At 52.8% G+C, this 25,851-nt stretch carries 24 protein-coding genes; 16 read left to right on the top strand and 8 right to left on the bottom strand.

All coding sequences use genetic code 11. From position 1 onward, the window contains the following. Positions 1 to 67: 67 nt before the first annotated feature. Positions 68 to 2,257: a S46 family peptidase gene (locus tag JQC75_RS15730; RefSeq protein WP_203324969.1), complete on the bottom strand. Its 2,190-nt coding sequence runs from the start codon at positions 2,255 to 2,257 to the stop codon at positions 68 to 70. Between the two features lie 121 nt (positions 2,258 to 2,378). Here JQC75_RS15730 and dnaB point away from each other — a divergent pair, with 121 nt between their 5' ends. Next, positions 2,379 to 3,785: a replicative DNA helicase gene (gene dnaB / locus JQC75_RS15725; protein ID WP_203324968.1), complete on the top strand. Its 1,407-nt coding sequence runs from the start codon at positions 2,379 to 2,381 to the stop codon at positions 3,783 to 3,785. A gap of 30 nt (positions 3,786 to 3,815) precedes the next feature. Continuing rightward, on the top strand, positions 3,816 to 4,904 hold the full coding sequence (alr, locus tag JQC75_RS15720) for an alanine racemase (protein ID WP_203324967.1): 1,089 nt from the start codon (positions 3,816 to 3,818) through the stop codon (positions 4,902 to 4,904). Between the two features lie 48 nt (positions 4,905 to 4,952). Here alr and JQC75_RS15715 read toward each other — a convergent pair whose 3' ends face one another. Continuing rightward, on the bottom strand, positions 4,953 to 5,417 hold the full coding sequence (locus JQC75_RS15715) for a chemotaxis protein CheX (RefSeq protein WP_203324966.1): 465 nt from the start codon (positions 5,415 to 5,417) through the stop codon (positions 4,953 to 4,955). A gap of 191 nt (positions 5,418 to 5,608) precedes the next feature. Here JQC75_RS15715 and dusA point away from each other — a divergent pair, with 191 nt between their 5' ends. The 3 genes from dusA (at position 5,609) to JQC75_RS15700 (ending at position 7,397) form a co-directional block, all read left to right on the top strand. Further along, on the top strand, positions 5,609 to 6,589 hold the full coding sequence (dusA, locus tag JQC75_RS15710) for a tRNA dihydrouridine(20/20a) synthase DusA (RefSeq protein ID WP_203324965.1): 981 nt from the start codon (positions 5,609 to 5,611) through the stop codon (positions 6,587 to 6,589). A 204-nt stretch (positions 6,590 to 6,793) separates the two neighbouring features. Then, positions 6,794 to 7,063: a hypothetical protein gene (locus tag JQC75_RS15705; protein ID WP_203324964.1), complete on the top strand. Its 270-nt coding sequence runs from the start codon at positions 6,794 to 6,796 to the stop codon at positions 7,061 to 7,063. A gap of 142 nt (positions 7,064 to 7,205) precedes the next feature. After that, entirely contained in the window at positions 7,206 to 7,397 is a 192-nt protein-coding gene (locus JQC75_RS15700) for a PspC domain-containing protein (RefSeq protein WP_203327250.1), read from the top strand. Between the two features lie 73 nt (positions 7,398 to 7,470). Here the strand turns inward: JQC75_RS15700 and JQC75_RS15695 are convergent, their stop codons facing one another. Beyond that, the gene (locus JQC75_RS15695; protein WP_203324963.1) at positions 7,471 to 8,211 is read right to left on the bottom strand and encodes an enoyl-CoA hydratase; all 741 of its coding nucleotides are present in this window, start codon (positions 8,209 to 8,211) and stop codon (positions 7,471 to 7,473) included. A gap of 29 nt (positions 8,212 to 8,240) precedes the next feature. Here JQC75_RS15695 and JQC75_RS15690 point away from each other — a divergent pair, with 29 nt between their 5' ends. From JQC75_RS15690 to JQC75_RS15680, 3 genes are read left to right on the top strand one after another with little or no spacing between them, the layout of a single operon-like run. Continuing rightward, entirely contained in the window at positions 8,241 to 8,720 is a 480-nt protein-coding gene (locus tag JQC75_RS15690) for a copper chaperone PCu(A)C (protein WP_203324962.1), read from the top strand. Between the two features lie 14 nt (positions 8,721 to 8,734). Beyond that, a complete protein-coding gene (locus JQC75_RS15685) occupies positions 8,735 to 9,706 on the top strand; it encodes a DUF2333 family protein (protein ID WP_203324961.1) in 972 nt (323 codons plus the stop codon). Positions 9,707 to 9,708: 2 nt separating this feature from the next. Then, positions 9,709 to 10,449: a TIGR04219 family outer membrane beta-barrel protein gene (locus tag JQC75_RS15680; RefSeq protein ID WP_203324960.1), complete on the top strand. Its 741-nt coding sequence runs from the start codon at positions 9,709 to 9,711 to the stop codon at positions 10,447 to 10,449. 58 nt (positions 10,450 to 10,507) lie between these two features. On the opposite strand, the gene tolC is transcribed toward JQC75_RS15680, so the two are convergent. Continuing rightward, complete coding sequence (gene tolC, locus JQC75_RS15675; RefSeq protein ID WP_203324959.1) at positions 10,508 to 11,806, bottom strand: outer membrane channel protein TolC; 1,299 nt, start codon at positions 11,804 to 11,806, stop codon at positions 10,508 to 10,510. Between the two features lie 239 nt (positions 11,807 to 12,045). On the opposite strand from tolC, the gene nudF reads away from it, so the two are divergent. From nudF to parC, 7 genes are read left to right on the top strand one after another with little or no spacing between them, the layout of a single operon-like run. Beyond that, on the top strand, positions 12,046 to 12,660 hold the full coding sequence (nudF, locus tag JQC75_RS15670; protein WP_380797631.1) for an ADP-ribose diphosphatase: 615 nt from the start codon (positions 12,046 to 12,048) through the stop codon (positions 12,658 to 12,660). After that, positions 12,657 to 13,091 (top strand): DUF1249 domain-containing protein, encoded by a 435-nt coding sequence (locus JQC75_RS15665; RefSeq protein WP_203324958.1) that lies wholly within the window; start codon positions 12,657 to 12,659, stop codon positions 13,089 to 13,091. The genes nudF and JQC75_RS15665 overlap by 4 nt, the downstream gene beginning before the upstream one ends. 15 nt (positions 13,092 to 13,106) lie before the next feature. Then, positions 13,107 to 13,946, top strand: a complete 840-nt coding sequence (gene cpdA / locus JQC75_RS15660; RefSeq protein ID WP_203324957.1) for a 3',5'-cyclic-AMP phosphodiesterase — start codon at positions 13,107 to 13,109, stop codon at positions 13,944 to 13,946. Positions 13,947 to 13,974: 28 nt separating this feature from the next. Next, complete coding sequence (locus JQC75_RS15655; RefSeq protein WP_203324956.1) at positions 13,975 to 14,550, top strand: YqiA/YcfP family alpha/beta fold hydrolase; 576 nt, start codon at positions 13,975 to 13,977, stop codon at positions 14,548 to 14,550. A gap of 55 nt (positions 14,551 to 14,605) precedes the next feature. Further along, entirely contained in the window at positions 14,606 to 16,492 is a 1,887-nt protein-coding gene (parE, locus tag JQC75_RS15650; RefSeq protein ID WP_203324955.1) for a DNA topoisomerase IV subunit B, read from the top strand. A 38-nt stretch (positions 16,493 to 16,530) separates the two neighbouring features. Then, a complete protein-coding gene (locus JQC75_RS15645) occupies positions 16,531 to 17,667 on the top strand; it encodes a PQQ-dependent sugar dehydrogenase (RefSeq protein WP_203324954.1) in 1,137 nt (378 codons plus the stop codon). After that, the gene (gene parC / locus JQC75_RS15640) at positions 17,664 to 19,934 is read left to right on the top strand and encodes a DNA topoisomerase IV subunit A (RefSeq protein WP_203324953.1); all 2,271 of its coding nucleotides are present in this window, start codon (positions 17,664 to 17,666) and stop codon (positions 19,932 to 19,934) included. The genes JQC75_RS15645 and parC overlap by 4 nt, the downstream gene beginning before the upstream one ends. Before the next feature lie 151 nt (positions 19,935 to 20,085). On the opposite strand, the gene JQC75_RS15635 is transcribed toward parC, so the two are convergent. Continuing rightward, positions 20,086 to 20,277: a (2Fe-2S)-binding protein gene (locus tag JQC75_RS15635; RefSeq protein ID WP_203324952.1), complete on the bottom strand. Its 192-nt coding sequence runs from the start codon at positions 20,275 to 20,277 to the stop codon at positions 20,086 to 20,088. A 247-nt stretch (positions 20,278 to 20,524) separates the two neighbouring features. Beyond that, positions 20,525 to 21,451 (bottom strand): D-2-hydroxyacid dehydrogenase, encoded by a 927-nt coding sequence (locus tag JQC75_RS15630; RefSeq protein WP_203324951.1) that lies wholly within the window; start codon positions 21,449 to 21,451, stop codon positions 20,525 to 20,527. Positions 21,452 to 21,505: 54 nt separating this feature from the next. On the opposite strand from JQC75_RS15630, the gene JQC75_RS15625 reads away from it, so the two are divergent. Continuing rightward, complete coding sequence (locus tag JQC75_RS15625; protein WP_203324950.1) at positions 21,506 to 21,838, top strand: DUF3392 domain-containing protein; 333 nt, start codon at positions 21,506 to 21,508, stop codon at positions 21,836 to 21,838. Between the two features lie 10 nt (positions 21,839 to 21,848). Here JQC75_RS15625 and JQC75_RS15620 read toward each other — a convergent pair whose 3' ends face one another. Beyond that, the gene (locus JQC75_RS15620; protein WP_203324949.1) at positions 21,849 to 22,571 is read right to left on the bottom strand and encodes a glycerophosphodiester phosphodiesterase; all 723 of its coding nucleotides are present in this window, start codon (positions 22,569 to 22,571) and stop codon (positions 21,849 to 21,851) included. A 14-nt stretch (positions 22,572 to 22,585) separates the two neighbouring features. Beyond that, positions 22,586 to 25,789 carry a mechanosensitive ion channel domain-containing protein gene (locus JQC75_RS15615; protein WP_203324948.1) on the bottom strand — a complete coding sequence of 1,068 codons (3,204 nt, stop codon included), beginning with the start codon at positions 25,787 to 25,789 and terminating at the stop codon, positions 22,586 to 22,588. Between the last annotated feature and the right edge of the window lie 62 nt (positions 25,790 to 25,851).

Genomic DNA, 25,851 nt, shown 5'->3' with positions numbered 1-25,851 from the left:
CAGGTTGTGTCAGTGAAAACAAAAAAAGGCCGCTATCAGTAAGCGGCCTTTTTTTAATTAAAGATTATCAATTGGTTACCAAGGTTAGTTCCTGTAACAAATTCTGCGCGTTATCTACCTTATCCATCATCCACAGGATATAGCGGATATCCACGTGTACTGCACGGGTGATTTCCGGGTTGAAGAACCAGTCTTTGGTGATGGCTTCATAGGTGGAGTCAAAGTTAAGTCCAACCAATTCGCCACGGCCATTGAATACCGGAGAGCCTGAGTTGCCGCCCGTGGTATCTACGCTGGAGAGGAAGTTTACCGGCACCGAATTGAAGGCTTCCGGTTTATCCTGACAAGAGAACAGCTTACACATAAAGCTGCGGGCGTCAGGGTAGAGGTCATCCACCTTATGCTTGCCCATGTCACCACGCTTGATGGCATCCAGCACCTTTTGCGGGGCGTTGAACGGCTCTACGCCAGTGTGTTTGGCGACAATGCCTTCCAGACGTGTGAAAGGCTGCTTGTAGAGTGCATCACGTGATTGATAGCCATCCACCATACCATAGGTAATACGCAGGGTGCCGTTGGCATCGGGATATACCGGCCAGCCTTTATCCTTGTTATAGGCAATCACGGCCTGCATCATCGCCGGGCGGGCAATGCTGAGCTTGCCGTCCAGGGTCTTTTCCGCTTTTTCCTGGGCCATACGGGTGTCGTACAGGGCCACTGCAAGTTTGATAAAGGGATCGTTACTTGCTTCAAAGTCTGCCGGGGTTTTGTCCATCCAACCAAGACGTGTGGCCTGGTCGGTAAGGCCGGTGGCAGCATAGAGTCCATCCAGGGTGGATGACAGATCCTGGCCTTCTTTAACTGTCAGCATCCTGTCCAGCACATCGACGCGTTGGTCTTGGCCGAGATACTCTTCGATATCCGCCTGCCACAGCACCTTGTCGACTTTCACATCAAAACTGGAATCGATACGCTTCAGGCGATCGGCGAACATCTTCATGTCCCGTTCCTGATAGCCCTGCTCACGGTCAGCATCGGCTTTTTGTTTTTCTTTGGCCAGACGATACAGGCTGTTTGCTGCAGCGAGCAGGTCGCTCGATTGGGCATTGTTGAAGTAGTAGGTGGTCTGGTACTGAGTTTGGCCCTCTTTAATCAGCGCCTTGAGTTCATCCATCTGTTTGGTATCGCCATGGCTGGCATACCAGGTCATAAAGGCATCTTCACGTTGCTGCTTGATAGCGGCAATGTCGGTGGCCTTAAAACCATCGAGCAGGCCGTTCAGCTTCTTCATGCGGTTGGCCATGCCAGCCACGGTACCGGCGTACTTGATGGCCAGTTCAGCATCGGCAGCGCCCATGGCTTCGATGGTATCGATGCGGGCCTGGAAGCGTTTGGCCTGGGTGGGATAGAGCCAGTCGCTGGCAAACTCAAGTTCGGTGGTCAAACGGTAGCGGCTGGTTGAGCCTGGATAGCCTGCTGCAAATACACCGTCACCGGCTTTCACGCCGCTGGCGTTGATCTTTAGGAAGCTTTTTGGCTGATATGGCACGTTGTCTTCAGCATAAGGTGCCGGTTTACCATCTTTACCCACATAGGCGCGCAGGAAGGTAAAGTCGCCGCTGTGGCGTGGGTATTCGTAATTGTCTATATCGCCGCCGTAGCCGCCAACACTTTCAGGAGGTGCGTACACAAGGCGTACATCGCGGATCATCAACTGTTTGATGAGATAGTATTCCAGGCCGTTGTGGAAGCTTCTGACTGAGCAGCGATAGTTGTCGTCGCTCTCGCACTCTTTAATCAGCGCTTTTTGGCGGTTTTCAATGGCTTCAACACGGGCCAGTGGCTCTTCGGGCAGGGCGTCACGGATTTGCGCGCTCACATCTGTCACGGCTTCGGTGACGTACAGGCGCTCATTGGGACCGGCAGAAGGCTCTTTGTCCATGCTGGTCGCCAGGAAGCCATCGGCAAGATAGTTTTTCTCTTTGCTGCTGTTATATTGAATGGCTCTGAAGGCGCAGTGATGATTTGTCACCGCCAGACCTTGGGGGGATACAAAACTGGCGGTACAATAGCCCAGCCCCACCACGGCGTTCATGGGATAGCGGCTTAAGTCGGCCAACTGCTCTGCTGGGATGTCAATACCGCGGGCCTTGAGTTTGTCTGCGATGGAAGGCATTTGATAAGGTTGCCACTGGCCTTCGTCGGCGAGTGCCAGCCCTGATGAGAGCACCAGAGCCGCTGCCACTAGGTTGCGCATGTTGATTCCTTAATTATTGTTCGTGAGTCCATCGTGGATGGGATGCGTTTGGCTTTGGTGATGCCAAAGTCGGTGAGTTTTATACCATATTTTGCAAATCCGTTGGATATTGGGAGACTGAATGTCACAGGAAGCCGCCTTTAAGCCAAAGGGCAAGTTCAAAGATGCCCAGGTTGAAGCCATCAAAATGCCGCCGCATTCCATCGAGGCCGAGCAGTCGGTGCTTGGCGGCCTGATGTTGGATGCCGAGGCCTGGGACAAAGTGGCAGAAGCCGTGGTTCGCGAAGACTTTTATTCCCGCTCCCACCGATTGATTTTTTCTGCCATGCAAAAGCTGGTGGAGCAGGGTCAGCCCCTGGATTTGATTACTGTGTCGGAACAGCTCGAACTGAATAACGAGCTGGACGATGCCGGTGGTTTTGCCTATCTGGGTGAGATTGCCAAAAACACCCCCAGCGCCGGCAACATATTGTCGTACGCAGAAATCGTGCGTGAGCGCGCCGTGGTGCGGGAAATGATTCGGGTCGCCCATGAGATTGCCGACGCGGGATACAACCCCGAAGGTCGTGACTCCAGTGCCTTGCTGGATTTGGCGGAAACCAAGGTGTTCAAGATTGCTGAGCAGCGGGCCAATGCCAACGAGGGGCCTGAAGACATCAAGGCTATCCTGGAAAAAACCGTCGATAAAATCGAGCAGCTTTATAACAACCCCCACAATGGTGTGACGGGGGTATCCAGCGGCTTTTCGGATCTCGACCGGATGACGGCGGGTTTCCAAAGCGGCGACCTGGTGATTGTGGCGGCGCGTCCGTCTATGGGTAAAACCACCTTCGCCATGAACCTCTGTGAATACGCCGCCATGAACGAAGACAAGCCGGTGCTGATTTTCAGTCTCGAAATGCCCTCGGAACAGATCATGATGCGTATGCTCGCGTCCCTTGGCCGAGTTGACCAGACCAAGGTACGTACCGGCCAGCTGGATGACGAGGATTGGGCGCGGGTGTCTTCCACCATGGGGCTGATGCTCGAGCAGGGCAAGATGTATATCGATGACAGCTCGGGCCTGACGCCAACCGAAGTGCGCAGCCGCGCCAGAAGGGTGGCACGGGAGTGGGGTGGCCTGTCGATGATCATGGTGGACTACCTGCAGTTGATGCAGGTACCGGCGCTGGCAGATAACCGTACCCTGGAAATCGCCGAAATTTCCCGCTCACTCAAGGCGCTGGCCAAAGAGCTGGAAATCCCTGTGATTGCCCTGTCGCAGCTTAACCGCTCGCTGGAACAAAGGGCCGATAAGCGCCCGGTAAACTCGGATCTTCGTGAATCCGGCTCTATCGAGCAGGATGCGGACCTTATCATGTTTATCTACCGGGACGAGGTATACAATAACGACTCCCAGGACAAGGGCACGGCCGAAATCATTATTGGTAAACAACGTAACGGCCCCATTGGCCGGGTGCGCCTGACCTTCCAGGGGCAATTCTCCCGCTTTGACAACTATGCCGGCCCTCAGTTTGAAGAAGACTGATCCTTGCTCGACTCTCACAAGGCAGATGTATTGAAACCTTTTCCCCGCGCAGAAATCAGCAGTCGCGCGCTGAAGGCCAACCTTAAACGGCTGCGTCAAATTGCCCCGGGCAGCAAGGTCATGGCCGTGGTGAAAGCCAACGGTTATGGCCATGGGCTGCTCAATGTGGCCCAAGTGCTAACCGATGCCCATTCAGATGCAGATGGCTTCGGGCTGGCAAGGCTTGAGGAAGCTCTGGAAGTCAGAGCCGGAGGTGTATCGGCCAGGCTTTTGTTGCTGGAAGGCTTTTTCCGCAGCGAAGATTTGCCCCTGTTGGTGGAGCATGACATAGACACGGTCGTTCACCATGTCTCCCAGCTGGACATGCTGGAATCAGTCAGTCTGTCCAAGCCGGTCACCGTGTGGCTCAAAATTGATTCAGGTATGCATCGACTGGGGTTTCATGCCAGTGAGTTTGAGGGTGTCTACCGGAGACTGCAGCAAAACCCCAATGTGGCCAAACCCGTGCATCTGATGACCCATTTCAGCTGCGCCGATGAGCCAAAAAAGGAGTTTACGGCAACACAAATGGCGCATTTTAACGCCCTGACCCAGGGATTGCCCGGTGACAGAACCCTGGCTAACTCAGCGGGGGTGCTTTACTGGCCACAAAGCCAGGCCGATTGGATTCGTCCGGGCATTGCGCTTTACGGCGTATCACCGGTGGCGGGCGACCTGGGCAGTAACCACGGACTTGAACCGGCAATGGAGTTGGTCTCGCAATTGATTGCGGTGCGGGAGCACAGCGCAGGGGAGAGTGTGGGCTATGGCGCATACTGGACTGCCAGTCGCGACACGCGCCTCGGGGTAGTGGCTATAGGTTATGGTGACGGTTATCCCCGTAATGCCCCGGAAGGTACGCCTGTGCTTGTTAATGGCCGTCGGGTGCCCATCGTTGGCCGTGTATCCATGGATATGCTGACGGTGGATTTGGGCCCGGATGCCACTGATAAAGTCGGTGACCGAGCGCTGTTATGGGGCAAGGACCTGCCCGTGGAAGAAGTGGCTGAGCGAATTGGCACCATTGCCTATGAGCTGGTGACCAAGCTTACACCCAGAGTGGCGGTTTGCCTCGATTAACATAAAAACAGGCGCTCATTTGAGCGCCTGTTTTTATTCTGTACAGCATTAATTTTCAAAACAAATCTCAATGTACGCAGTGCCATAGGGGCTGGTGAATGGCATGATGATTTTGGTGCCATCGGCTTTGTGGGAAATTCTGTGACCCGTTCCTGCCACAACCACAGGGGTCGCCATCTCAAAATCATACCCTTTTTCACTCAGCAGATTTTTGGCTCCCCCTGTCACCATGTTGGTGATTTCACCCACCATATCTGTGACTTCATCGTTGATGGTCCCCGGGTTTTCGCCCAGCATATTTTGCATGATCTGCAGCGCCAGACTTTGCTCGAAAGTGATAGACATTGAGCCCTTGGTTTGTGGACCCACCATGCCTATCAGCCCTGAGACATCCCCCTTGGCAAGATTATCGGTTTTCAGCCGGGGCTTCCCCGGTGTGAGTTGCATCGACGCCATGGTCGACACCACATTGAGCAGAGATTGTAAAAACGGATTGATAAATTCGACATTCATGCTTGGCGATTCCTCGCTGATAGCCTGGGTGCGACCCCCTGGTGGTGACCACATACCCATAAGCGTAGATGAATTTATGGGGCTGAGTGAACTTTTGCCCAGTCGTGCAGCGGCTATTATGGGTGTCGTTTTTTATTGTGTGAGTGTAAAATAGCCGCCCTTTTACGCAGTCTACAGGATGGGGAAAGCTCATGCCATCGCCACTCAACCGCACCTTCTCTGTCGCCCCCATGCTGGATTGGACCGACAGACATTACCGCTATTTTGCACGTCTGATGTCCAAAGAGGCGCTGCTTTATACCGAAATGGTGACGACAGGCGCAATTCTCCATGGCAAAGGCGATTATCTGGCTTACAACCAAGAGGAACACCCGCTGGCCTTGCAGTTGGGTGGCTCAGATCCCAAGGATCTGGCGACCTGTGCCAGGCTTGCTGAGGCCCGTGGCTATGATGAAGTCAATATCAACGTGGGTTGTCCGTCAGACCGGGTGCAAAATGGTCGCTTTGGTGCCTGTTTGATGGCCGAGCCTAAGTTGGTTGCTGAGTGTGTTGACGCTATGCGTCAACAGGTGTCCATCCCGGTGACTGTAAAGACCCGTATCGGCATCGACGAACAGGACTCTTATGGTTTTCTCACCGACTTTATCGATACCGTCTCAGCGGCTGGCTGCGATACCTTTATTATTCATGCCCGCAAGGCTTGGTTGCAGGGCTTAAGCCCGAAAGAGAACCGTGAGATTCCGCCCCTGGATTATGAGCGGGTGTATCAACTGAAACGGGATTACCCCCAGCTATCCATCAGCATCAATGGTGGCGTGACCAGTATAGAGCAGGCTAAATCGCATTTGGCGCAGCTTGATGGGGTCATGGTGGGGCGTGAGGCCTATCAGAATCCCTACATATTGGCGTCGGTGGACACAGAGCTGTGCCAAAAGCCTGCCCTGGTGGGAAGTCGTGAGGAGGTTATCGGGAAGTTGCTTCCTTATATCGGGAAACACCTTGCCGAAGGTGGACGCCTGAATCATATCAGCCGCCACATCATAGGCTTGTACCAAGGCTTGCCGGGTTCCCGCGCCTGGCGGCGATACCTGAGTGAAAATGCCCATAAGCCGGGAGCAGGTATCGAAGTGATTGAAAATGCAATAAAAGCAATGGAGCTTACAACCAGCTAACGCCTTCATAAAGACATTTGGTGAAATTAACCACAACTGTGGTTAATTTCACCGGTCTTCGATTCAACTGCCCGCCTTAAGACCCAATATTCCGAAAGGAAAACTAAAAAATCAATTAAAAACAATTGGTTAAAAATATTATTAAACTTGGCACGACACTTGTAATACCTGATGTGACATAGGTTAACAACAGGAGTGAACACCATGTTTAATCGCACACTGACCGCCGTGGCCCTGATGGTTACTTTGGGAATGGCAAATAACGCTCAAGCAACTGAATTTTCAACTACCGATGTGCTGCGCTCTGTCGAAGTGAGCGTGATGAACCAAACCAAGGAAATGCTGCAAAACGCTGCCCTGGACCTGGAGCTGGAGCTCAAAGCTGAACTGACCAAGAGCTGGACTGCTTTGACAGAAACGGCGTCTGCTGAAGATGATAAGCAGAAAAAGGCGCTGGTTGCCGCCAAGGAGTAAGGCATGTGGCTGACACTGGGACTCTCAATGAAAACCGCATTGGTGTTAATGTTACCCGTTGCAAGCTTTCTGGCCTGTACTCTGGTGACTTATCTGATGCGTTGGCACAGAATTTAACTTCAGTGAAAGGAAAAGCGTGAATATGGGTATTGAAATGCGCCTTAAAAACCCCCGTCGTCTGGTGTGCGGTGTCGCCGCCCAAATGGCAACCAAGTTTGGCTGGTCCTGCATGTGGACGCGGGTTGCCTGGATGGTGTCGACACTCATCAATCCGGCCATCACCTTGTTGATTTACTTCGCGCTGGCACTGGTGATGGATAAGTGGGAGGCTTGATGGGGCTAATGCTGAGCTAATCTGCCCCTTGTTAACGGTATTGTCTCAGTGTCGTTAGCAAGGGGCAGAGTTATCAGGCCTTGGTGAGAAATGCCTGAAAGCGGGCCTTGGCCTCATCGCTTCTTAATCTTTCCCCAAAGGCTTCCAATTCCAGATGCATCTGGTGCTGCACCCTGTGTTTGTGTGGACGCATCAGCTGCCGGGTTTGTTGCAGTGCCTGCGGGGGCTGGCTCGCCAGTTTGCGGGCCTTATCCAGTGCCGTTTGCTGTAAAGCGTCTCTTGGACACAGTGCATTGATGAGCCTGAATGACAATGCCGTCTCGGCGTCGAAGGGTTCCCCGAGCAGTAAGAGTTCAGCAGCCTTTTGATAGCCAACCAACTCGGGCAGTAAGATACTTGCGCCTGCCTCGGGCACCAATGCCAAATTGACGAAGGGCAGCTGGAATTTTGCGCTGTTATCGGCATAAACCAGATCGCAGTGAAGCAGCAACGTGGTGCCTATGCCAACGGCGCTGCCGCTCACCGCCGCCACCACAGGTTTTTTGAGCTCCAGCAAGCAATACAGGAAGCGTACGGCAGGATGATTTGGACCTAATTCACTGTTTTGTAAAAAGTCAGCAACATCATTCCCCGATGTGAAACAATTGGCTTCACCGGTCAGCAAGAAGGCTCGAATGTCATTGTCGCTCTCACCTTGCATAAGGTATTCTGTGAGCTGGCTGTACATATCAAGGTCTAAAGCATTGCGTTTTTCCGGGCGGTTAAAACTGATGACCCGCACGCCATCCAGATCCTTGACGAGTATTTTACTCATGGGGTTGTCCTCAAATTGCTTGGCTTGACATGGAGTGTATGACATTGAAATCGATATTCAAACACATGTTTAATTTCGGCCTGGTTGGTCTGCTGTCCATGCCTGCCATGGCAGAGATTATAGTAAAGGATGGTTTTGTGCGTGCCATGCCACCCTCTGCCCCCAACACTGCAGCGTATTTCACCCTCGAGAATCATGGCCCTGCCACCGAATTGGTTGCCGTTGAAACCGACATCGCCAAAGAAGCACAGCTTCATACCCTGCTGACAGAAAATGACATCGTTAAAATGCGCCAGGTTGAAGGTTTTGACCTGCCATCCCATGGCACTCTGGTGCTGGGTGAGCAGGGAGACCATGTCATGCTGCTTGGCCTTGCATCGCCGCTCGCCGAAGGAAACCTCGTGACGCTGCTGCTTAAATTCAAGGATGGTCAGACGCTTGAGATCAAACTGCCGGTTGCCAAGGCCGGGAATGCTCAGGCAGATGAGCATCATCACCATCATCATTAAAGGAGTAATTCAAGATGCAAGTGACATGGAAAAAGGTCGCTGGCGTAGCGGCCGTTGTGGTCGTCATCATGTATGGCGTCAGTGTCTGGTGGAGTGTCGAACCTGATGTGCTCGAGCCGGAAGTGCTCAATGCTGAAAACGGCCAGCAGGTGGTAGGTTATGCCACCACCTCCTCACTCATAAATACCGTTGAAACGCTTCTGAATAAACAAGGCGGTTGGCTATCCAACGACACCACGCCACCGTCGGTGTTTATGGACAATATGCCGGCGTTTGAGTTTGGCGCCCTGGAGCAGGTGCGCGATTTGGCGCTGGTGATGCGCAAAGAGTTCAGTCGCTCCCAGTCACAATCGACCGCCGATAATGACTTGCTGGAGGCGCACTCCAAGCTCAATATCGATCACACCTCCTGGCTGGTTCCCAGCGCGGAAAGTGAATACAGCGACGCGGTCAAACTGCTGAAACTCTACCGTGCCCGCATTGCCGATACCAGTAACAGGGATGCGCAGTTCTATGCCCGCGCCGATAACCTCAACGAATGGCTTAAAGAGGTGCAAAAACGCCTTGGCAGCATGTCACAGAGGCTCTCTGCCAGTGTTGGCCAGGAAAGGCTTAATACGGATTTGGCCGGGGATAATTCGGCGCGTCAATCCACGCCCAATTTAGCCGCGCAGCAAATCAAAACCAGCTGGTGGCAAATTGATGATGTGTTCTATGAGACCCGCGGTTCTTGCTGGGCCTTACTCAACTTCATGAAAGCCGTCGAGGTCGATTTTTCCGATGTGCTCAAGAAGAAAAATGCCGAAGTCAGTTTAAAGCAGATCATTCGCGAGCTGGAATCCACCCAGCAGACCGTATGGAGCCCGCTGGTCCTCAATGGTTCAGGCTTTGGCTATGTGGCTAACCATTCACTGGTTATGGCCAATTACGTCTCCCGCGCCAATGCGGCGCTCATTGATTTAACCAATTTGCTTTCACAGGGTTAATTATGAAAAAAACCATTCTGGCTGCTTCACTGCTTTCCGCTTTTGCCGCTTGTTCTGCCAATGCGGCCACGGTTGTTGGTTTTAAAGTCGGTGCCGATTATTGGCACGCCGATGCCAAAGGCAATGTACCTGACGATGCCGGTAACCTGCACGGATTTGACTATGACACTTCGGGTCAGGCAAGTGTTTGGTTTGCCATTGAGCATCCTGTGCCCTTGCTGCCGAATCTGCTGATCCGTGAAAATCGCCTTGAAGAAGATGGGTTTAATGCAGATGTGACCCTGCCGTTCGGCGGCATTCCTTTCAACGGTGAGCTCTACAGCACCATGGATTTGAGCAACACCGACTTTGTGCTCTATTACGAACTGCTGGACAACGACATAGTGTCGCTGGATGTGGGTGGGGCCTACAAAAAGATGAACGGTTCACTGCGCATCAGTAATGCTGCAGGCGCCGCCGCTCAGAAGGACTTTACCGATGGCATCATCATGGGCTACGCCAGCGCTGTGGTTGGGCTGCCAGGTCTGGGCCTCTACGGCTTTGCCGACCTGATGGCGGGGCTGGATGAAAGCCAGGTGTACGATTACAGCGTGGGGCTGGGCTGGGAGTTTGATGGCATTGCCCTCGATACCCGGGTTCGTGCCGGCTACCGTGAGTTCAGCTTTGATGTGAACAACTTCGATGGCATCAGCACTGACAGCAGTTTCAAAGGCTATTTTGCCGGTGTTGAACTGCTTTTCTGATTAAGAATCAGCGCGATAAAAAAACCGCCATCAGGCGGTTTCTTTATACTGGCTGCGATTATTCAGCGGTCTTCAAACCGTTGTTGATGGCGATAACATCATCTTCATTCAGGGTACCGGCGGCTTGTTTCAGGGCCAGAACCGAGCTGATGTAGCTGTAACGCGCATCAGACAGCTTACGCTTGGAGTCGTAGAGGTCACGGGTACGGTTGAGTACGTCAACTATGGTACGGGTACCCACTTCAAATCCTGACTGAGTGGCACCGAGCGCGCTTTCGGACGACAGCACGGATTGCTCATAGGCGCGGATAGAGCTGATTGAGGCACCCACGTTATTGAAGTTGTTTCGTACATCCTTCACTACACGGCGATACGTCTGCTCCAGCTTCTCACTGGCTTCCACATACTTGTATTGGGCCTGTTCCACCTTGGAGGAGACCCTGAAGCCTTCGAAGATGGGGATAGACAGGTTGATGCCAATCGAGCTGTTGTCGAAGTCAGGGCCTGGCGTCTGCTCGAAGCCCTTGGAATAACCGGCACTCAAGCTCAGTGAAGGATAGTGGCCTGCTTTGTAGAGTGAAATCGTCTCTTCGGCAATGTCTTTACCAATTCGCTGGGTCAGCAGGTCAGTACTGTTGTTCTCTGCCATCTTGATCCATTCATTGGGAACGGCCGGGGCAGGGGAGGCAGCGCTGAAACGATTGGTATCCAGCACATTGATAGACTTGTGATCGATACCAGTGATTTCACGGAGCGCTTCATAGCTGTTTGACAGTGTGTTTTCCGCCAGAATTTCGGTGGCAGAAGCCAGGTCATATTGAGCCTGTGCTTCGTGCACGTCGGTCATTGCGGTTAATCCCACGGCAAAACGCTGCTTGGTCTGCTCGAGCTGACGCTCAATGGCGCGCTTCTCTGCGCCCTGGAACTCGTAGTTGTCCTTGGCCTTGAGCACGTCAAAGTAAGCTTTGGTCACTCGGATAATGAGGTTTTGCAGCGCAGAGGCATAAGCCGCATCGGCTTGGGCTGCGGCTTTTTCAGCCAGGGACAGGCCTACCCAGGCGCTGTGATCGTAAATCACCTGGTTCAGCTTAACGCCGCCGGTAAAACCATCTGAGTCTTCAGATGGATCGTTCCATGCTTTGTTGTAACCAACGTTGGCACTGATGGTTGGCAGCAGGGGAGCGCGGTTTTCTTCAATCTGGGCGTAAAGCGCGTTGCGCTGAGCCTGAGCCTGCAGAACCAGAGGATCGTTGGTCAGTGCCTGCTGATAAATTTGCAGCAGATCATCGGCATGGACATTTGATGCACCGGCGGCCAGAAGCACGGCGGCGCACAGAGAGCTGAGCTTGAATTTCATTGGCTGTCCTTATTGAGACAATGTCCCCGAAGGCGGGGTTATTAACTGGATTAAAATCACATGCCCTTAATCCGGGCGGTTCGCGCTTCCCGACGCTTCCCGAAACAGCTAAAAGTTAATGGTTGAAATACTAAAAAATCAACCATTTTTGAGTCAAACCCGAAGTGTAACAGATTTTATTTTAAATCTTTGTGCGAAACCCATGATAATAAGTGAATCACGTCGTCATGGAGCCGCGAATGTTTAACAGACTCTTCCGTCGCGAAGACATTGAAGTACTGGACTCAAGCACCCTGTATCAGGGTTTTTTCAAGATGGTCAGATATCAGTTTCGCCATCGCCTGTTTGCCGGAGGCTGGAGTGAGGTCGTCTCGCGGGAGGTGTTTGAACGCGGCCACGCTGTGGTGGTGCTCCCCTATGACCCTGTGACTGACCAGGTGGTATTGATTGAGCAGGTCAGGTTTCCGGCATTGGACACATCTGAGTATCCCTGGTTGCTGGAGTTGGTGGCCGGCATGATTGAAGAAGGCGAATCGGCCGAGGACGTTGCCCGCAGAGAGTTGATGGAAGAAGCGGGGCTTACGGCTTCGCAAATGCTGCCCATCGGCAGTTATCTTTCCAGCCCGGGAGGCTGCAGTGAACGCTTTTATTGTTTTCTGGCCGAGGTTGATGCCAGTGAGGCCGCTGGCCTGCATGGCCTGGCCCATGAGCATGAGGATATTCGGGTGCATGTGATGAGCCGCGAAGCGGCCTATGCCATGGTGGAAACCGGTGAAATCGATAACGGCTCAACCGTGATTGGTCTGCAGTGGCTGGAGCTGAACAGGCATAAACTCAGACGGAGTGACCTTTGAACAGCAAGGGAGTAAAAGCCAGATATCAGCCGGATCTCAACGGCTTTTTGGCCTTGTGTGGCAGGAACTATGCGTTATTGCTGCGCTGGCTCCCCTCTGCGCTTGCCATGGATGCACCCGTCAGTGTTCGCGGCAGCCACGGCATTCTTAAAATCACGCTGGTGGAAAATACCCGCTACACTCAGTTGGTCGAAATTTCCCGTCCACTTGGAAAAACTCCGCTGGTTGAAGACCCTAAGGTATTGGTTCGGATTTATCATGATGCTAAATTAGCAGAAGTGTTAACTGGTCGGCAGTTTTCACTCCTCAGTGCGGTGTATGATTATCCCAATTTGCGAATGTACCAAAGTGATGAAAAGTACCAGGTAAATGCATTCCTGGAAGAGTTATTGAAGATTGGCTGTCGATATCAATCGGCAGTGCGGTCTTAATTGTGGGTAGACATAGTGCTGAAAGAGGCTGTTGAATATTCGTTGGCAGAAGGGGAAGCTGCGCGTCTGGTGCAGATCACCGATCCACATTTATTTGCCAGCAACGACGGACAACTGCTGGGCGTGAACACCACTCAGAGCCTGGCGGCTGTGCTTAATACTCTCAATGCCACCCATTATCCCGCGCACCTGATGCTTGCTACCGGTGATATCAGTCAGGATTACACTCCTGATTCCTATCGCAACTTCGTAGAGGCCATCGAGTTTCTTGATTTACCTTGCCATTACCTGCCCGGCAACCATGATGACCCCAGGGTCATGAACCTGCATATGCAAGGCCCAAGGGTCTTTGGTCAGCAGCGAATCCTGATTGGCAACTGGCAAATTCTGATGCTGGACAGTACCGTGCGGGGAAAGCCCGGCGGTCATATGGGGGAGCTGCAGTTCTCACTCATTGACCGAGCCATCGCCGAGTTTCCCGATCATCATACATTGCTGGTGATGCACCATAATCCCATCCTGATGGATTGTGCCTGGCTCGATCAGCACTGTATGGACAATGGCCGCGACTTTCTTGCCCGGGTTTCAGCATACCCTCAGGTTAAAGGCATTCTCTGGGGGCATGTGCATCAGGCCGTGGATGAAGTCTATGCCACCGCCGAGGGCGAGCTGCCGCTGATGGCGACGCCTTCTACCTGTATTCAATTCAAGCCCAAGTCGCCTTACTTTGCCCTTGACCATCTGCAGCCCGGCTACCGTTTGCTGGAGCTTTTGAGCGATGGTAGCATTCATACACATGTTTATCGTGTGCCGGGCAATCGGTTTGCCCCGGACCACAGCTCCAGCGGTTACTGAGGTTCAGCAGACCGCAGCCTGAGGATGTATGCTGCTTTATATTCATGGATTCAACAGCTCCCCGCAGTCTGAAAAAGCCGTACTGAGTGCAAACTTTGTCGCGGCCCACCATGCCGGTCTCCGCTTGGTGCAGCCGCAATTGCCCGCAGATATTGACCAGGCTGCTTCACTCTTGTGCCAGATAACTGAAGAGGCCAAAGCGCGGGGCGAGCCGCTGAGATTTATTGGTTCTTCCCTCGGGGGCTTTTTTGCCACTTATCTGGCGGAAACCTACGGCGGAAAGGCCGCGCTGATTAATCCCGCCGTTTCGCCCTACGATCTTTTTGAAACCTTTTTGGGGCCGCAGCACAATCCCTACACCGGAGAGGACTATCAGGTGTTGCCATCCCACCGCGAAGCGCTCAAGCGCTATGATGTTGCTGCGATAGCCAATCCCGACCGTTTTTTTGTATTATTGCAAACCGGTGACGAGGTGCTGGACTACCGCCTGGCCCTCGGCAAATACCATTGCTGCCGGATGTTGATAGAACCCGGTGGAGACCACAGTTTTGTGGGTTTTGAGCGGCAATTACCGGATATTGCCGCTTTTTTAGAGTTACCTTGACAAACCGACTCGCAGGGCCGCACCATGGCCTGAATAACGAAGAATAACGTGCGCCATGACCAACCAATACAATTCTGATGCCATTGAGGTGTTGAACGGCCTTGAGCCGGTTAAGCGCCGTCCCGGTATGTATACCGATACCACACGCCCCAACCATCTGGGGCAGGAAGTCATAGACAACAGTGTGGATGAGGCGCTGGCGGGGCACGCAACTCGTATCGATGTTATTCTGCACACCGATAATTCCCTTGAAGTTATCGACGACGGTCGGGGTATGCCGGTGGATATCCACCCGGAAGAGGGCATAACCGGGGTTGAACTTATCCTCACCAAACTCCACGCGGGTGGTAAGTTTTCCAATAAAAACTATCAATTTTCCGGTGGTCTGCACGGCGTGGGTATTTCTGTGGTTAACGCCCTGTCCCGCCGTGTCGAAATTACCGTTCGTCGTGATGCCCAGGTCTACGAGATGGCCTTTGAACACGGTAACAAGGTTGAAGATCTCACTGTGACCGGCACCTGCGGTCGGCGCAACACGGGTACCCGGGTACATTTCTGGCCTGATCCAAGCTATTTTGACTCACCCAACTTCTCCATTACCAAACTGACACATCTACTGAAAGCCAAGGCCGTACTGTGCCCCGGCCTCAGGATCAAATTTACCAATAAGCAAAGCGGTGAAGTGCATGAATGGTACTTTGAAGCGGGGCTGACAGATTATTTGAAGAGTGCCGTAGGGGATGTCCCCATGTTGCCTCCCGAGCCTTTTGTAGGCAGTCTGGCCGGTAATCATGAAGCCGCTGACTGGGCCATTACCTGGTTACCTGAGGGCGGCGAATACCTGGCCGAAAGTTACGTGAACCTCATTCCAACCCCGCTTGGAGGCACCCACGTCAATGGCTTCCGTCAGGGGCTTTTGGAATCCATGCGGGAGTTTTGTGAGTTTCGAAACCTCATTCCCCGCGGGATAAAACTCAGTCCAGAAGATATCTGGGATAAAACGGCCTTCATTTTGTCCATCAAGATGCAAGACCCCCAGTTTGCCGGTCAAACCAAGGAGAAGCTCTCCAGTCGTCAAAGTGCGGCCTTTGTATCCGGCATAGTGCGCGATGCGTTTTCCCTGTACCTGAACTCCCACACTGACTTGGCCGAAATGCTGGCGGAGATGTGTATCTCCAACGCCCAGAAGCGTTTGAAAGCGGCCAAGAAAGTCGCCCGTAAAAGGGTCACGGCGGGACCTGCTTTACCCGGCAAGCTGACCGATTGCAGCGGCCAGGATCCCATGACTTCAGAACTCTTTTTGGTGGAAGGGGATTCGGCAGGCGGCAGCGCTAAGCAGGCGCGTGATCGCGAGTTTCAGGCCATCATGCCGCTTCGGGGCAAGATCTTGAATACCTGGGAGGTTGAGGCCTCACAGGTGTTGGCATCCCAGGAAGTGCACGATATTTCTGTGGCAATCGGCTGCGACCCCGACAGCGATGATATTTCTGAGCTGCGTTATGGCAAGGTGTGTATTCTGGCAGACGCCGACTCGGACGGATTGCACATTGCGACCTTGCTGTGCGCACTCTTCCTGAAGCACTACCGGGTACTGGTGGAGCGGGGTCATGTGTACATCGCCATGCCGCCGCTGTTCCGTATCGACATCGGCAAAGAGGTATACTACGCCCTCGATGAGTCGGAAAAGCAGGGGATCCTCGACCGGATTGCCGCCGAAGGTAAAAAAGGTAAGCCTCAGGTGACTCGCTTTAAAGGGCTGGGTGAAATGAACCCCATGCAGCTGCGTGAGACCACTATGGACCCGAATACCCGTCGTCTGGTGCAGCTGACCATAGACGACAGCGACGATACCGTTGCACTGATGGACATGTTGCTGGCGAAAAAACGTTCCGGCGATCGAAAAACTTGGCTTGAAACCAAAGGCGACTTGGCAATCATCTAAGGTTGCCTGCCCATGATAACGATAACAGGCTAAAGAGAATGTTGAGTAATACACACCTCGGCCGCTTGCTGATTGCCTGCTTCGCCTGCTTGGCGACGCAGACTCAGGCCGAGCAAACGATGACAATCACTGTCACCAAGGGCTTTGGTATCACCCAATATGCCTCAGAGCTTGAGGATGCCAAGCAGCTCGCCGTGGGCGACAATGGCACCCTGTTTGTTGGCTCTGGCAAAGGGGGCACAATCACGGCGTTGGTCGACAGCAATAACGACGGACGCGTGGATCGCCGCTATGTGGTGGGTAAAGGCCTGGACAATCCCGAAGCCATTGCCTTCCACAAGGGCCATCTTTATGTGGCCTTGGATGACAAAATTCTGCGTTATGAAGAAATTGAGCAGCGCCTTCGTCGTCCAGGGCGCCCCAAAGAGATCTATTCCAAACTCCCCGGCGATACCAAAAAGAGTGCCCGCTATATGGCATTTGGCCCCGATGGCCGGCTCTATATCGCCATAGGTGCACCCTGTAACGTGTGTGAGGCCGAGTCGCCTTTCGGCTCTGTTATCGCCATCGATGTGGATACAGGTGCCAGTGAGCAGATTGCCACTGGGGTGCGCAGCGTTCGCGGCATGGACTGGGCTCCGGAAGATGGCAAGCTGTGGTTTGCCGATATCGGCCGGGACTGGATGGGCGACAACCTGCCCCCGGACGAAATAAACCGAATCGATATCAAGGGTATGCACTATGGGTTTCCCTATGTGCACGCCAGCAATGTGATTGAGCCCGCCTACGAGAAGCCTGAAAACCTCAAGGTAGTGAGCCCGGTTTATGAACTGCCCGCCCACGTGTCTCCCATGGGGATGCTGTTTTATCGCGGCGAGCAATTTCCGGCGGAATATCATAACCAGTTGCTGGTGGCAGAAAACGGCTCCTGGAACCGGTCGAGCAAAATTGGCTACCAGATAGTGGTGCTTACCCTGGACCAGGGGGAAGTAAAGCGCCGTGAGACCCTGATAAGCTTTCTGGATGGTGAGTTTCCGGTGGCCCGACCCTATGGCATGGCATTGGGCGCCGACGGTTCACTGTTTATCTCTGACGATTTGAAAGGCAACGTTTACCGGTTCTTCTACAGGCATGAAGCCGAAGAAGAGGCGCCAACGCAGGAAGAGCAACCATGAGTGACGCCATTGACTTAAGCCTGGATGGTGTGGAGCAAATGCCCCTGAGGCGCTTCACCGAAGAGGCCTATCTCAACTATTCCATGTACGTGATCATGGACCGGGCCCTTCCCCATATCGGTGATGGCCTCAAACCGGTGCAAAGACGTATCGTCTATGCCATGAGCGAACTGGGCCTCAATGCCCAGTCGAAGCACAAGAAATCCGCCCGCACCGTGGGTGACGTGCTGGGTAAATATCACCCCCACGGTGACAGTGCCTGTTACGAAGCCATGGTATTGATGGCGCAGCCGTTTTCTTACCGCTACCCACTGGTTGACGGTCAGGGTAACTGGGGTGCACCTGACGATCCCAAATCCTTCGCGGCCATGCGATATACAGAAGCCAGGCTGTCCCGCTTCTCTGAAGTGCTGCTCTCAGAGCTTGGACAGGGCACCGTGGACTGGGGCGTCAACTTTGACGGCACCATGAAAGAACCCAAGGTGTTGCCTGCGCGCTTGCCCCACATTCTGCTCAACGGGGTCACCGGTATTGCTGTGGGTATGGCGACGGATATTCCGCCCCACAACGCCCGCGAACTGACCCGCGCCTGTATCGAGTTAATCGACAACCCTGCTACCGAGCTCAATCGCTTGATGGAGCTGGTACCGGGCCCCGATTATCCCACCGAGGCGGAAATCATTACCCCCGCCGATGAAATTGCCAAGATTTACGAGTCTGGCCGTGGTTCCATCAGGATGCGCGCCGTCTACGAGATGGAAAACGGTGAGGTGGTGATCTCTGCTCTGCCGCATCAGGCGAGCTCCAGCAAGATCCTTGAGCAAATCGCTGCCCAGATGCAGGCGAAAAAGCTGCCGATGGTGACGGACCTGCGCGACGAGTCTGACCACGAAAATCCGGTGCGACTGGTATTGGTACCACGCTCCAACCGGGTAGATGTGGAACAGCTGATGGCGCACCTCTTTGCCACCACTGAGCTTGAAAAGAGTTATCGGGTTAACCTCAATGTGATTGGCCTCGATGGCCGTCCCAAGGTAAAAGGCCTCAAGGACATGCTGGCCGAGTGGCTGGTGTTCCGCACCGAAACCGTGCGTCGCCGCCTGCAGTTCCGTCTGGACAAGGTGCTGGCGCGCTTACACATCCTTGAAGCCTTGATGATTGCCTTCCTCAATATTGACGAAGTGATTGAGATCATCCGCTTCCATGATGATCCCAAGGCCGAGTTGATGGCGCGTTTCGGTCTGTCTGATCGCCAGGCCGAAGCCATTCTGGAACTCAAGCTGCGTCATCTGGCCAAACTCGAAGAGATGAAAATCAAAACCGAGCAGAGCGAGCTTGAGGAAGAGCGTAATAAGTTGGAGCAGATCCTGGGTTCGGAGCGACGTCTCAAGACCCTGATTAAGAAAGAACTGGAAAAGGATGCCGAAACCTACGGTGACGATCGCCGCTCGCCGCTGGTGGTGCGTGAAGAGTCCCGCGCCCTGACCGAGCAGGAGCTGCTGCCCACCGAACCCGTGACCGTGGTGCTTTCAGAAAAGGGTTGGGTACGCTGTGCCAAGGGCCATGATATAGACGCAGGCGCCCTCTCTTATAAAGCGGGTGATAGCTTCCTGTGTGCAGCACAGGGGCGCAGTAACCAACAAAGCGTATTTATCGACAGCTCAGGTCGCGCCTTCTCCACCGATACCCATACCCTGCCGTCGGCGAGAAGTCAGGGTGAGCCTATTACCACCCGCTTTAATATGGCGCCGGGCGAAACCATGGAGCATGTGCTCCTGGGTGAAGAGCAGCAGCACTACCTGCTGGCCAGTGACGCGGGTTATGGCTTTGTGTGCTCCTTTGCCGACATGATCTCCCGTAACAAGGCAGGTAAGGCGCTGCTCAGTTTACCATCCGGTGCCAAGGCGCTGGCGCCCCGCCGGGTGGATAAAGACGCCAATCCATCCATTCTGGCCATCACCAATGAAGGCAGAATGCTGGTCTTTGGGCTGGATGCCCTGCCGCAACTGGCGAAGGGTAAGGGCAATAAAATTATCGGTATTCCCAGTGAGCGGGCCAAGAACCGGGAAGAACTCCTGACACATTTGCATCTGGTGCCGGCAGATTCCGCCGTGACCCTTTGGGCAGGTAAGCGTAAGCTGACGTTGAAGAGCTCGGATCTTGAGCATTATCGAGGGGAGCGGGGCCGTCGTGGCGCCAAGCTGCCAAGAGGTCTGCAGCGGGTAGACAGTGTCGAGCTGGGCGAAGGTGACACCCCCGCCTTGTAAGGTCTTGGGATGCACCCGTGTTACACACAATCATAAAAAAGCACTGCCGTGGCAGTGCTTTTTTATTGAAATCTGTGTCGAACGGGGCGCAACAAATGCTTCTTAAATAGCGGTCAATGCACTGCGTCTGCGAGGTAGCAATGTGGTCGTATCAGGCCACTTCGTAGTAATTGGGCTCTACGTCCAGCTGGCGCTGAATCACTTCAAGAGTTGTCTGAATGCACTTGCCACATTGGCTGCCCACACCCAGGCGCTTTTTCACCGCGGCCAGGGTGGTATCGCCCTGATGAACGGCTTCCTGGATTTGGGTATCTGTTACGGCATAACAAACACAGACATACATGATGAAAAATGCTCCGGTGGTTGAATGCAGTGGATTATAAATAAAAACCGTTCTCATCATCAATAACGCTTTTTTATATAAGTGAGCTATTTCTCACTTAGCGGTTATCTGCAAACAGGCCAGACTCAATGCCCAAAGCTGGCGAAAACCCGTGCTCTTTTGGCTGAAATTAGGTTTTACCAAAAGCTCACGGTCAATAAAAAAGGCGCACATAGCGCCTTTTCTCATGCTTTTTCAAAGCTTTGTATTAGTAGCCTCGTTCGAAGTTCACCCTGTGGGACAGGGTCTCTCCGAGGAGAAACTTGTGATAATTGCTGCTGAAAATCTCGGCCACCTGCTCTGGAAAGCTCGGTGCGGCAATATGCGGCGTGACGATGACGTTGCCAAGCCCCCAAATCGGGTGTTCTTCCGGCAGCGGCTCCTGATTAAACACATCCAATACCGCTTGCTGCTGCGGATGTTGCCTGAGCTGACGCTCCAGCGCATCCAGATCGAGCACATCACCCCGGCCAAGATTGAACAGCACCGCATCGGGTTTCATCTGCGCCAGTATCTGTTCATTTAAGATGCCCCGGGTAGCCTCGGTACTGGGCAGGATACTGGCAATGGCATCAGCCCTTGCCATGAGTGTTGGCAAGGCATCCAGAGTGGCCACTTCATCGAAGCCCGGGGTGGCTTTGGCGCTGCGATTGATACCTGTGACTCTCATGCCAAAGTGCTTGGCGGTTTGGGCCAGATGCTTGGCAATGGATCCCGTGCCAAGCAGCAACAGCTCTGAACCTTGCAGGGTTTTATAGCTGCCCGGTAACCAAATTTTTTGTTGCTGTTGGCTTTTGTAGAGTGCATGTTCCCGTTGCCGGGCGAGCAGGTAACCAAAGAGGTATTCACTCATCAGCGGGCCGAAAATGCCCCGCACGTTGGTGAGTAGATAGTCACGCCGTTGGCGGGGCTTAACCAACAAGTCGACCCCGGCGAAGGTAGACTGCATCCAGCGCAGTTCAGTGGCGTGATTAACAAGGGGGGCGGCAAGCCCAGGCTCCGCCAGCCAAATATCGGCCAGTCGAATGTTGGCCGGATTGTCATCCAGCAGTTCAAGTTCCGGTAGATGGCAGGAAGCCAATAAGCTGCGGTAACGCTCATTTTCGCGGGTCAGAAGCAGTAGCTTGTGTCTCAAGGTGAGTTCCCCTTATTCTTGTAGTTATTGCGCTATCATAACTACTTTAGTCGTATGGAAACAATTCAAGTACTCTGTAATAAGTTGGCGGCATCTCTTCATCCCTGGATGTCAGAAATTGCCACGGCACTGGTGGCCTGTGTGCTTATCGTATTGGCGCCGGATATCAATCGCGCGATGCAAAGACTGGTGGGTGCACGTCACTTTGTGGTGAGGACCAGCCTGTTTATTCTCATCAATGCGTTTGGCTTTGGGATATTAATTGTTTGGCTGGCGCCACAGTTGGCGACGGGGCTCAGGGGGCTGACAGGCACCTGGTTGGTGCCTGTACTGGTGTTAAGTTTTATCTTTATTGGGGTATGGGCGCAGCGTCAGCGCCAGCTTTGATGCCCCAGCATCAGCCGAACCAATGTTGATAATCGAAGCTTGAAGGCTCGCCAAGGGCCTTCTTTGCCGCATCGGGGTAGTTGGCAAATACCCCGTCAACCCCCATGGCTGCAAGCGCGCGGATATCATCGCCATCATCCACTGTGTAAACATATACCTTCACCCCCATTGCGTGGGCTTGGTCCAATATAGCCTGACTGATAAAGCTCACATCAAGATGCAGAGACCAGGCCTGCATCTGCCCTGCGATGGCAGCGCCGTCCAGTGGAAGCGAGCCCAAAAGCGGCGCAATTCGTGCCTCGGGCACTGCGGCTTTAAAGGCTGCCAGCTCAGGATGGTTAAAAGAGGAAATCAGCAGCTGTTCCGGAGAATAACCCAGCTCGGCCATGGCCCTGTGGTACATGGCCTTCATGGGCTCGCCCGTGTGTATGCCTTTTAATTCAATATTGACTATGCAGCGGGCATTAAGGAGTTCAAGTACCTGCCATAGGGTAGGAATAGGCTCACCGCGCACCGACAGCTTTTGAAGCTCTGTCAGCGTTTGGTGGTGAATGAGCCCCTTGCCATTACTTTTGCCTTCCAAACGCCTGTCGTGGAAGACCACCAATTCTCCCTCGACGTTATGCACGTCAAGTTCCACAGCTTCTGCCCCCAGCTCCAGTGCCAAGGCCATGGCCTTGAGGGTATTTTCCGGGGCGTAACCGCTGGCCCCCCGGTGAGCGAAAATTAACATGGATTCTCCTTGGCTCAGCGCAGCTGGATCTGGGGATCACGACTTGGCGCACCCCCTTGTTTGATGGTGATTTCCATCTGTGGATAGGCCAGTTCCAGATTATTTTCTTTCAGCTTGGTTCGGATGCGTTTATGCAGGTCGTGTCTGAGCGGCCAGCGGCTGCCCATGTCTTTAGCATAGGCTCTGACTTCATAGTCCTGGGTATGCTGACCAAAACCGGCAAACCAGACTTCAGGCTCTGGATTAGGCAGGGCATGCTCACATTCCTCGATAGCCTGATATAGGCTGGCTTCAACCTTGGCGGGATCTGAATCTCTGGCCACGGCGACCTTGATGATGACCCGCGTTATCGGATCGGACAGGGACCAGTTGATCAGCTGCTCTGTAATAAAGGCTTTATTGGGGACGATAATTTCTTTTCTGTCCCAATCTATGATGGTGGTGGCGCGGATTTGAATTTTACTCACGGTACCTGAAAGATCCCGGATGGTGACCGTATCACCAATTCTCACTGGCTTTTCAAACAGTATGATTAGGCCTGATATGAAGTTGGCAAAAATCTCCTGCAAGCCAAAGCCCAGGCCCACAGACAGGGCGGCAATCAGCCACTGCAACTTGGACCATTCCATGCCCAACGTAGAGAAGCCCACCAGGGTGCCCAGCATTACCACCAGATAACGACTCACAGTACTGATGGCAAAGCCGGTACCTGGCGATAAATCCAACCGTTGCAAAAGCACCAATTCGAGCAGGCCTGGCAGATTGGTGGCAATAATTAGCGAAAACACGATGAAAAGAATGCCAAACAGTACCGACTTTAAGGTTACAGGTACCATTTGTTCATTGCCATCAATCAGTGTTGTACTGTTCCAAAGATTGATGCCATCCAATAGAGAGTACATTGCTGAGTGAGTTTGAGTCCACAGGCCAATCAGGCTGGCGAGAAAGGCGAGTATCAGCAGTGAGCGCACCAGTCCCAATGACTGACTGGAGATGGTTTCCAAATCGACAGATGGTTCTTCGTAGACATCGAGGTTGTCCCCAAGTAATGTCTCACCTCGTTCACGCTGAGATAATTTTTCGGCACGTCTCGCCTTGGCGCGGTCGAAGGCAATCCGGCGCCGTTCAATCAGCATCCAACGTTTTATTAGTTGATACAAAAGCACAAAGCCCAGTACCAACAGCAATGAAAGTTGCAGCTGCAGTAACAACTGGAACGCAGTGAAATAGAAACCCCGCCAGGCAAGCACCGCACTGACTACGGGTGTCAGTAGTACAACCATCCACAAAAGGCGTTGCAGCAGTCGGCGATTTTTACTAGGGCCCTGCTGTTCTGATTTGTATTTATTGGCAAACTTCACCATATCCCGATAGAACCAAAAAAGCTGAAAACATAATAGGATAAAAGCACCACGACCAATACTATTACGGAGCAGCGACAGCCCTAAGACTTCGGCAAAACTGACGATGGCCACTAAGGGGATGGTGAGTAGCATAAGGGATTTCAGGCGCATTTTGCTGAAGTCAATAATCTCCTTCGGTCGAGCAAAATGGCCAATTAGAAGGCCATTATCCATCGACAGCAAAAACATTATGCGGTACACCAGATATGCACATCCCATAACCAGCAAGCTGCAGCCTACTGCCTGTACGAGGTTATATTGGCTCAACATAAAAAAGGCGCCTGCAAGGATCACCGGGCTCGGGAGGATAAGTGCGTAAGCCACTGTGACCAACAAGGTCTCAAGTGTGTACATAAAATTATCTTGAGTTACCTTGCCAACCGGAGCGGTTAAGCGGTTTAGTGCCCGGTAAAAATGCGGTTTGATAATGTCCTGTATCGCTAGGCAAAGTACCAATAAAATCAACCACCAAGACCAATACTCACCTTGTTCATCGAGTGCTTGAGACAACTGTTGCCAAGGCGCTTGCTGAAACAGCCAAATAAGGCTGCGATGCAAGTCTGTTATCCAAAGTTTGCCTATCGGTGCTGCATTGGGCACCCAAAAGAGATGTTCACTCAGGGTGTTTTTTAAGGTGTGGTATTGGTCAAGCAGATTCTCTTGGCTCACCTTGAGTTTGGCCAGCTCGCTCAGCAGTTGATCAAAGCTCAGCATTAGCTGCTTCAGCAGCTTACTTTCGGCAGTCAGCAAGTCATATTGAACCGGGCTAAACTGGTCTTGTTGATTAAGCTGCTCCTGATTCAGGGCTAGATATTGCTCAATTTGATATCGGGCTAAACGCGTTTCTGCAATCTGACGTTCTGACGCTTGGGGGTTGGGTGGCTTGGGGAGATTATGTAACATTTGCAGAAAGCGCTCGCCAAAGGCTGAGTTGGTCTTCACCCAGGCAATCTGCGTCTGGATATTGGAAATTTGCTGCGATTGTTGCTGTGAGCGCGTTTCGGCAGCTTCCTGCTGTTTCACAACATCATCAATTTGCAGTGTCAGGTTTTGCAGCTTCTGTCCGAGTTGCTCGTTGCTGGCTTTAAGCCGAAGAACCAAATCGTCATCATGGTCGTCTGCGGGGGATAAACTATCAGCGAGAGTCGCCTCGGTAATTGCCTGACGATCGTCACTTATGGCGCGATTAAGCTTTTCAATAAAGAGTTCCTGTTGCTTAAGCTGGGATCGCACCACTTTTAGACGCAGCTGGACAAGCTCGATACGTGTTTGGCTTGTGGCTTGTTCCGTTTCCAGTGTTGCCAAGTTTTGTTCGTAATAGTGTCGTTGGGTTTGTTGTAATACTCCTGCGGCAGTATCCGGCGTTAATAAGGGCGACTTTTGATGTTGCACTAACGCTTGGCGTGCTGAAGACACCAGCGTTGGTAACTGATTGTGCCTTTGCAGCAAGCTGGCTTGTTGCTGGAGCAGCTGGATCTCGGTTTCCTTTAGCTCGGACAGGCGAAGATGTGCGGCTGAAGCCTGTTGATTCAAATCCTGTCTGCGTGCCAAGTTCAGCTCTTTTTGCGCGCTGGCAAAGGCTTTATTAAGTGCGGCTTTTTCGGTGTCGAAAGTCAGGAACTTATCTTGATACTCCCCAGCTATTTGGGATAGCGTTTCGATATTGCTTAGTATTTCCTGAGTCTGCTGTTCCGGTGTTGACTGCGATTGGGGTTGGTTTGAAGTAAAACCAAAACGCTTATCCAACTGCAGTGGGGAGTTGGCCTCGCAAAGAAAACTAATAAAAACAAGCGCTATCAGCAGAGTACGTATCATGGCACCGGATCGAGGCAAATTTGAATACCTAAAGCATGTTACCAAAGCAAACAGGAATTTGT

Origin of the sequence: Shewanella litorisediminis, from assembly GCF_016834455.1 — a bacterium.
In the GTDB taxonomy this organism is placed as follows: domain Bacteria; phylum Pseudomonadota; class Gammaproteobacteria; order Enterobacterales; family Shewanellaceae; genus Shewanella; species Shewanella litorisediminis.
This window is presented reverse-complemented; position numbering and strand designations above follow the sequence as displayed.

Coding starts and splice junctions, on each gene's coding strand:
- JQC75_RS15625 (WP_203324950.1), top strand. CDS start 21,506: ATGGAAACAATTCAAGTACTCTGTAATAAGTTGGCGGCATCTCTTCAT.
- JQC75_RS15635 (WP_203324952.1), bottom strand. CDS start 20,277: ATGTATGTCTGTGTTTGTTATGCCGTAACAGATACCCAAATCCAGGAA.
- JQC75_RS15680 (WP_203324960.1), top strand. CDS start 9,709: ATGAAAAAAACCATTCTGGCTGCTTCACTGCTTTCCGCTTTTGCCGCT.
- tolC (WP_203324959.1), bottom strand. CDS start 11,806: ATGAAATTCAAGCTCAGCTCTCTGTGCGCCGCCGTGCTTCTGGCCGCC.
- JQC75_RS15730 (WP_203324969.1), bottom strand. CDS start 2,257: ATGCGCAACCTAGTGGCAGCGGCTCTGGTGCTCTCATCAGGGCTGGCA.
- JQC75_RS15615 (WP_203324948.1), bottom strand. CDS start 25,789: ATGATACGTACTCTGCTGATAGCGCTTGTTTTTATTAGTTTTCTTTGC.
- JQC75_RS15705 (WP_203324964.1), top strand. CDS start 6,794: ATGTTTAATCGCACACTGACCGCCGTGGCCCTGATGGTTACTTTGGGA.
- JQC75_RS15715 (WP_203324966.1), bottom strand. CDS start 5,417: ATGAATGTCGAATTTATCAATCCGTTTTTACAATCTCTGCTCAATGTG.
- nudF (WP_380797631.1), top strand. CDS start 12,046: ATGTTTAACAGACTCTTCCGTCGCGAAGACATTGAAGTACTGGACTCA.
- JQC75_RS15655 (WP_203324956.1), top strand. CDS start 13,975: ATGCTGCTTTATATTCATGGATTCAACAGCTCCCCGCAGTCTGAAAAA.
- JQC75_RS15700 (WP_203327250.1), top strand. CDS start 7,206: ATGGGTATTGAAATGCGCCTTAAAAACCCCCGTCGTCTGGTGTGCGGT.
- JQC75_RS15685 (WP_203324961.1), top strand. CDS start 8,735: ATGCAAGTGACATGGAAAAAGGTCGCTGGCGTAGCGGCCGTTGTGGTC.
- JQC75_RS15695 (WP_203324963.1), bottom strand. CDS start 8,211: ATGAGTAAAATACTCGTCAAGGATCTGGATGGCGTGCGGGTCATCAGT.
- dusA (WP_203324965.1), top strand. CDS start 5,609: ATGCCATCGCCACTCAACCGCACCTTCTCTGTCGCCCCCATGCTGGAT.
- JQC75_RS15690 (WP_203324962.1), top strand. CDS start 8,241: ATGGAGTGTATGACATTGAAATCGATATTCAAACACATGTTTAATTTC.
- dnaB (WP_203324968.1), top strand. CDS start 2,379: ATGTCACAGGAAGCCGCCTTTAAGCCAAAGGGCAAGTTCAAAGATGCC.
- parE (WP_203324955.1), top strand. CDS start 14,606: ATGACCAACCAATACAATTCTGATGCCATTGAGGTGTTGAACGGCCTT.
- JQC75_RS15645 (WP_203324954.1), top strand. CDS start 16,531: ATGTTGAGTAATACACACCTCGGCCGCTTGCTGATTGCCTGCTTCGCC.
- JQC75_RS15620 (WP_203324949.1), bottom strand. CDS start 22,571: ATGTTAATTTTCGCTCACCGGGGGGCCAGCGGTTACGCCCCGGAAAAT.
- parC (WP_203324953.1), top strand. CDS start 17,664: ATGAGTGACGCCATTGACTTAAGCCTGGATGGTGTGGAGCAAATGCCC.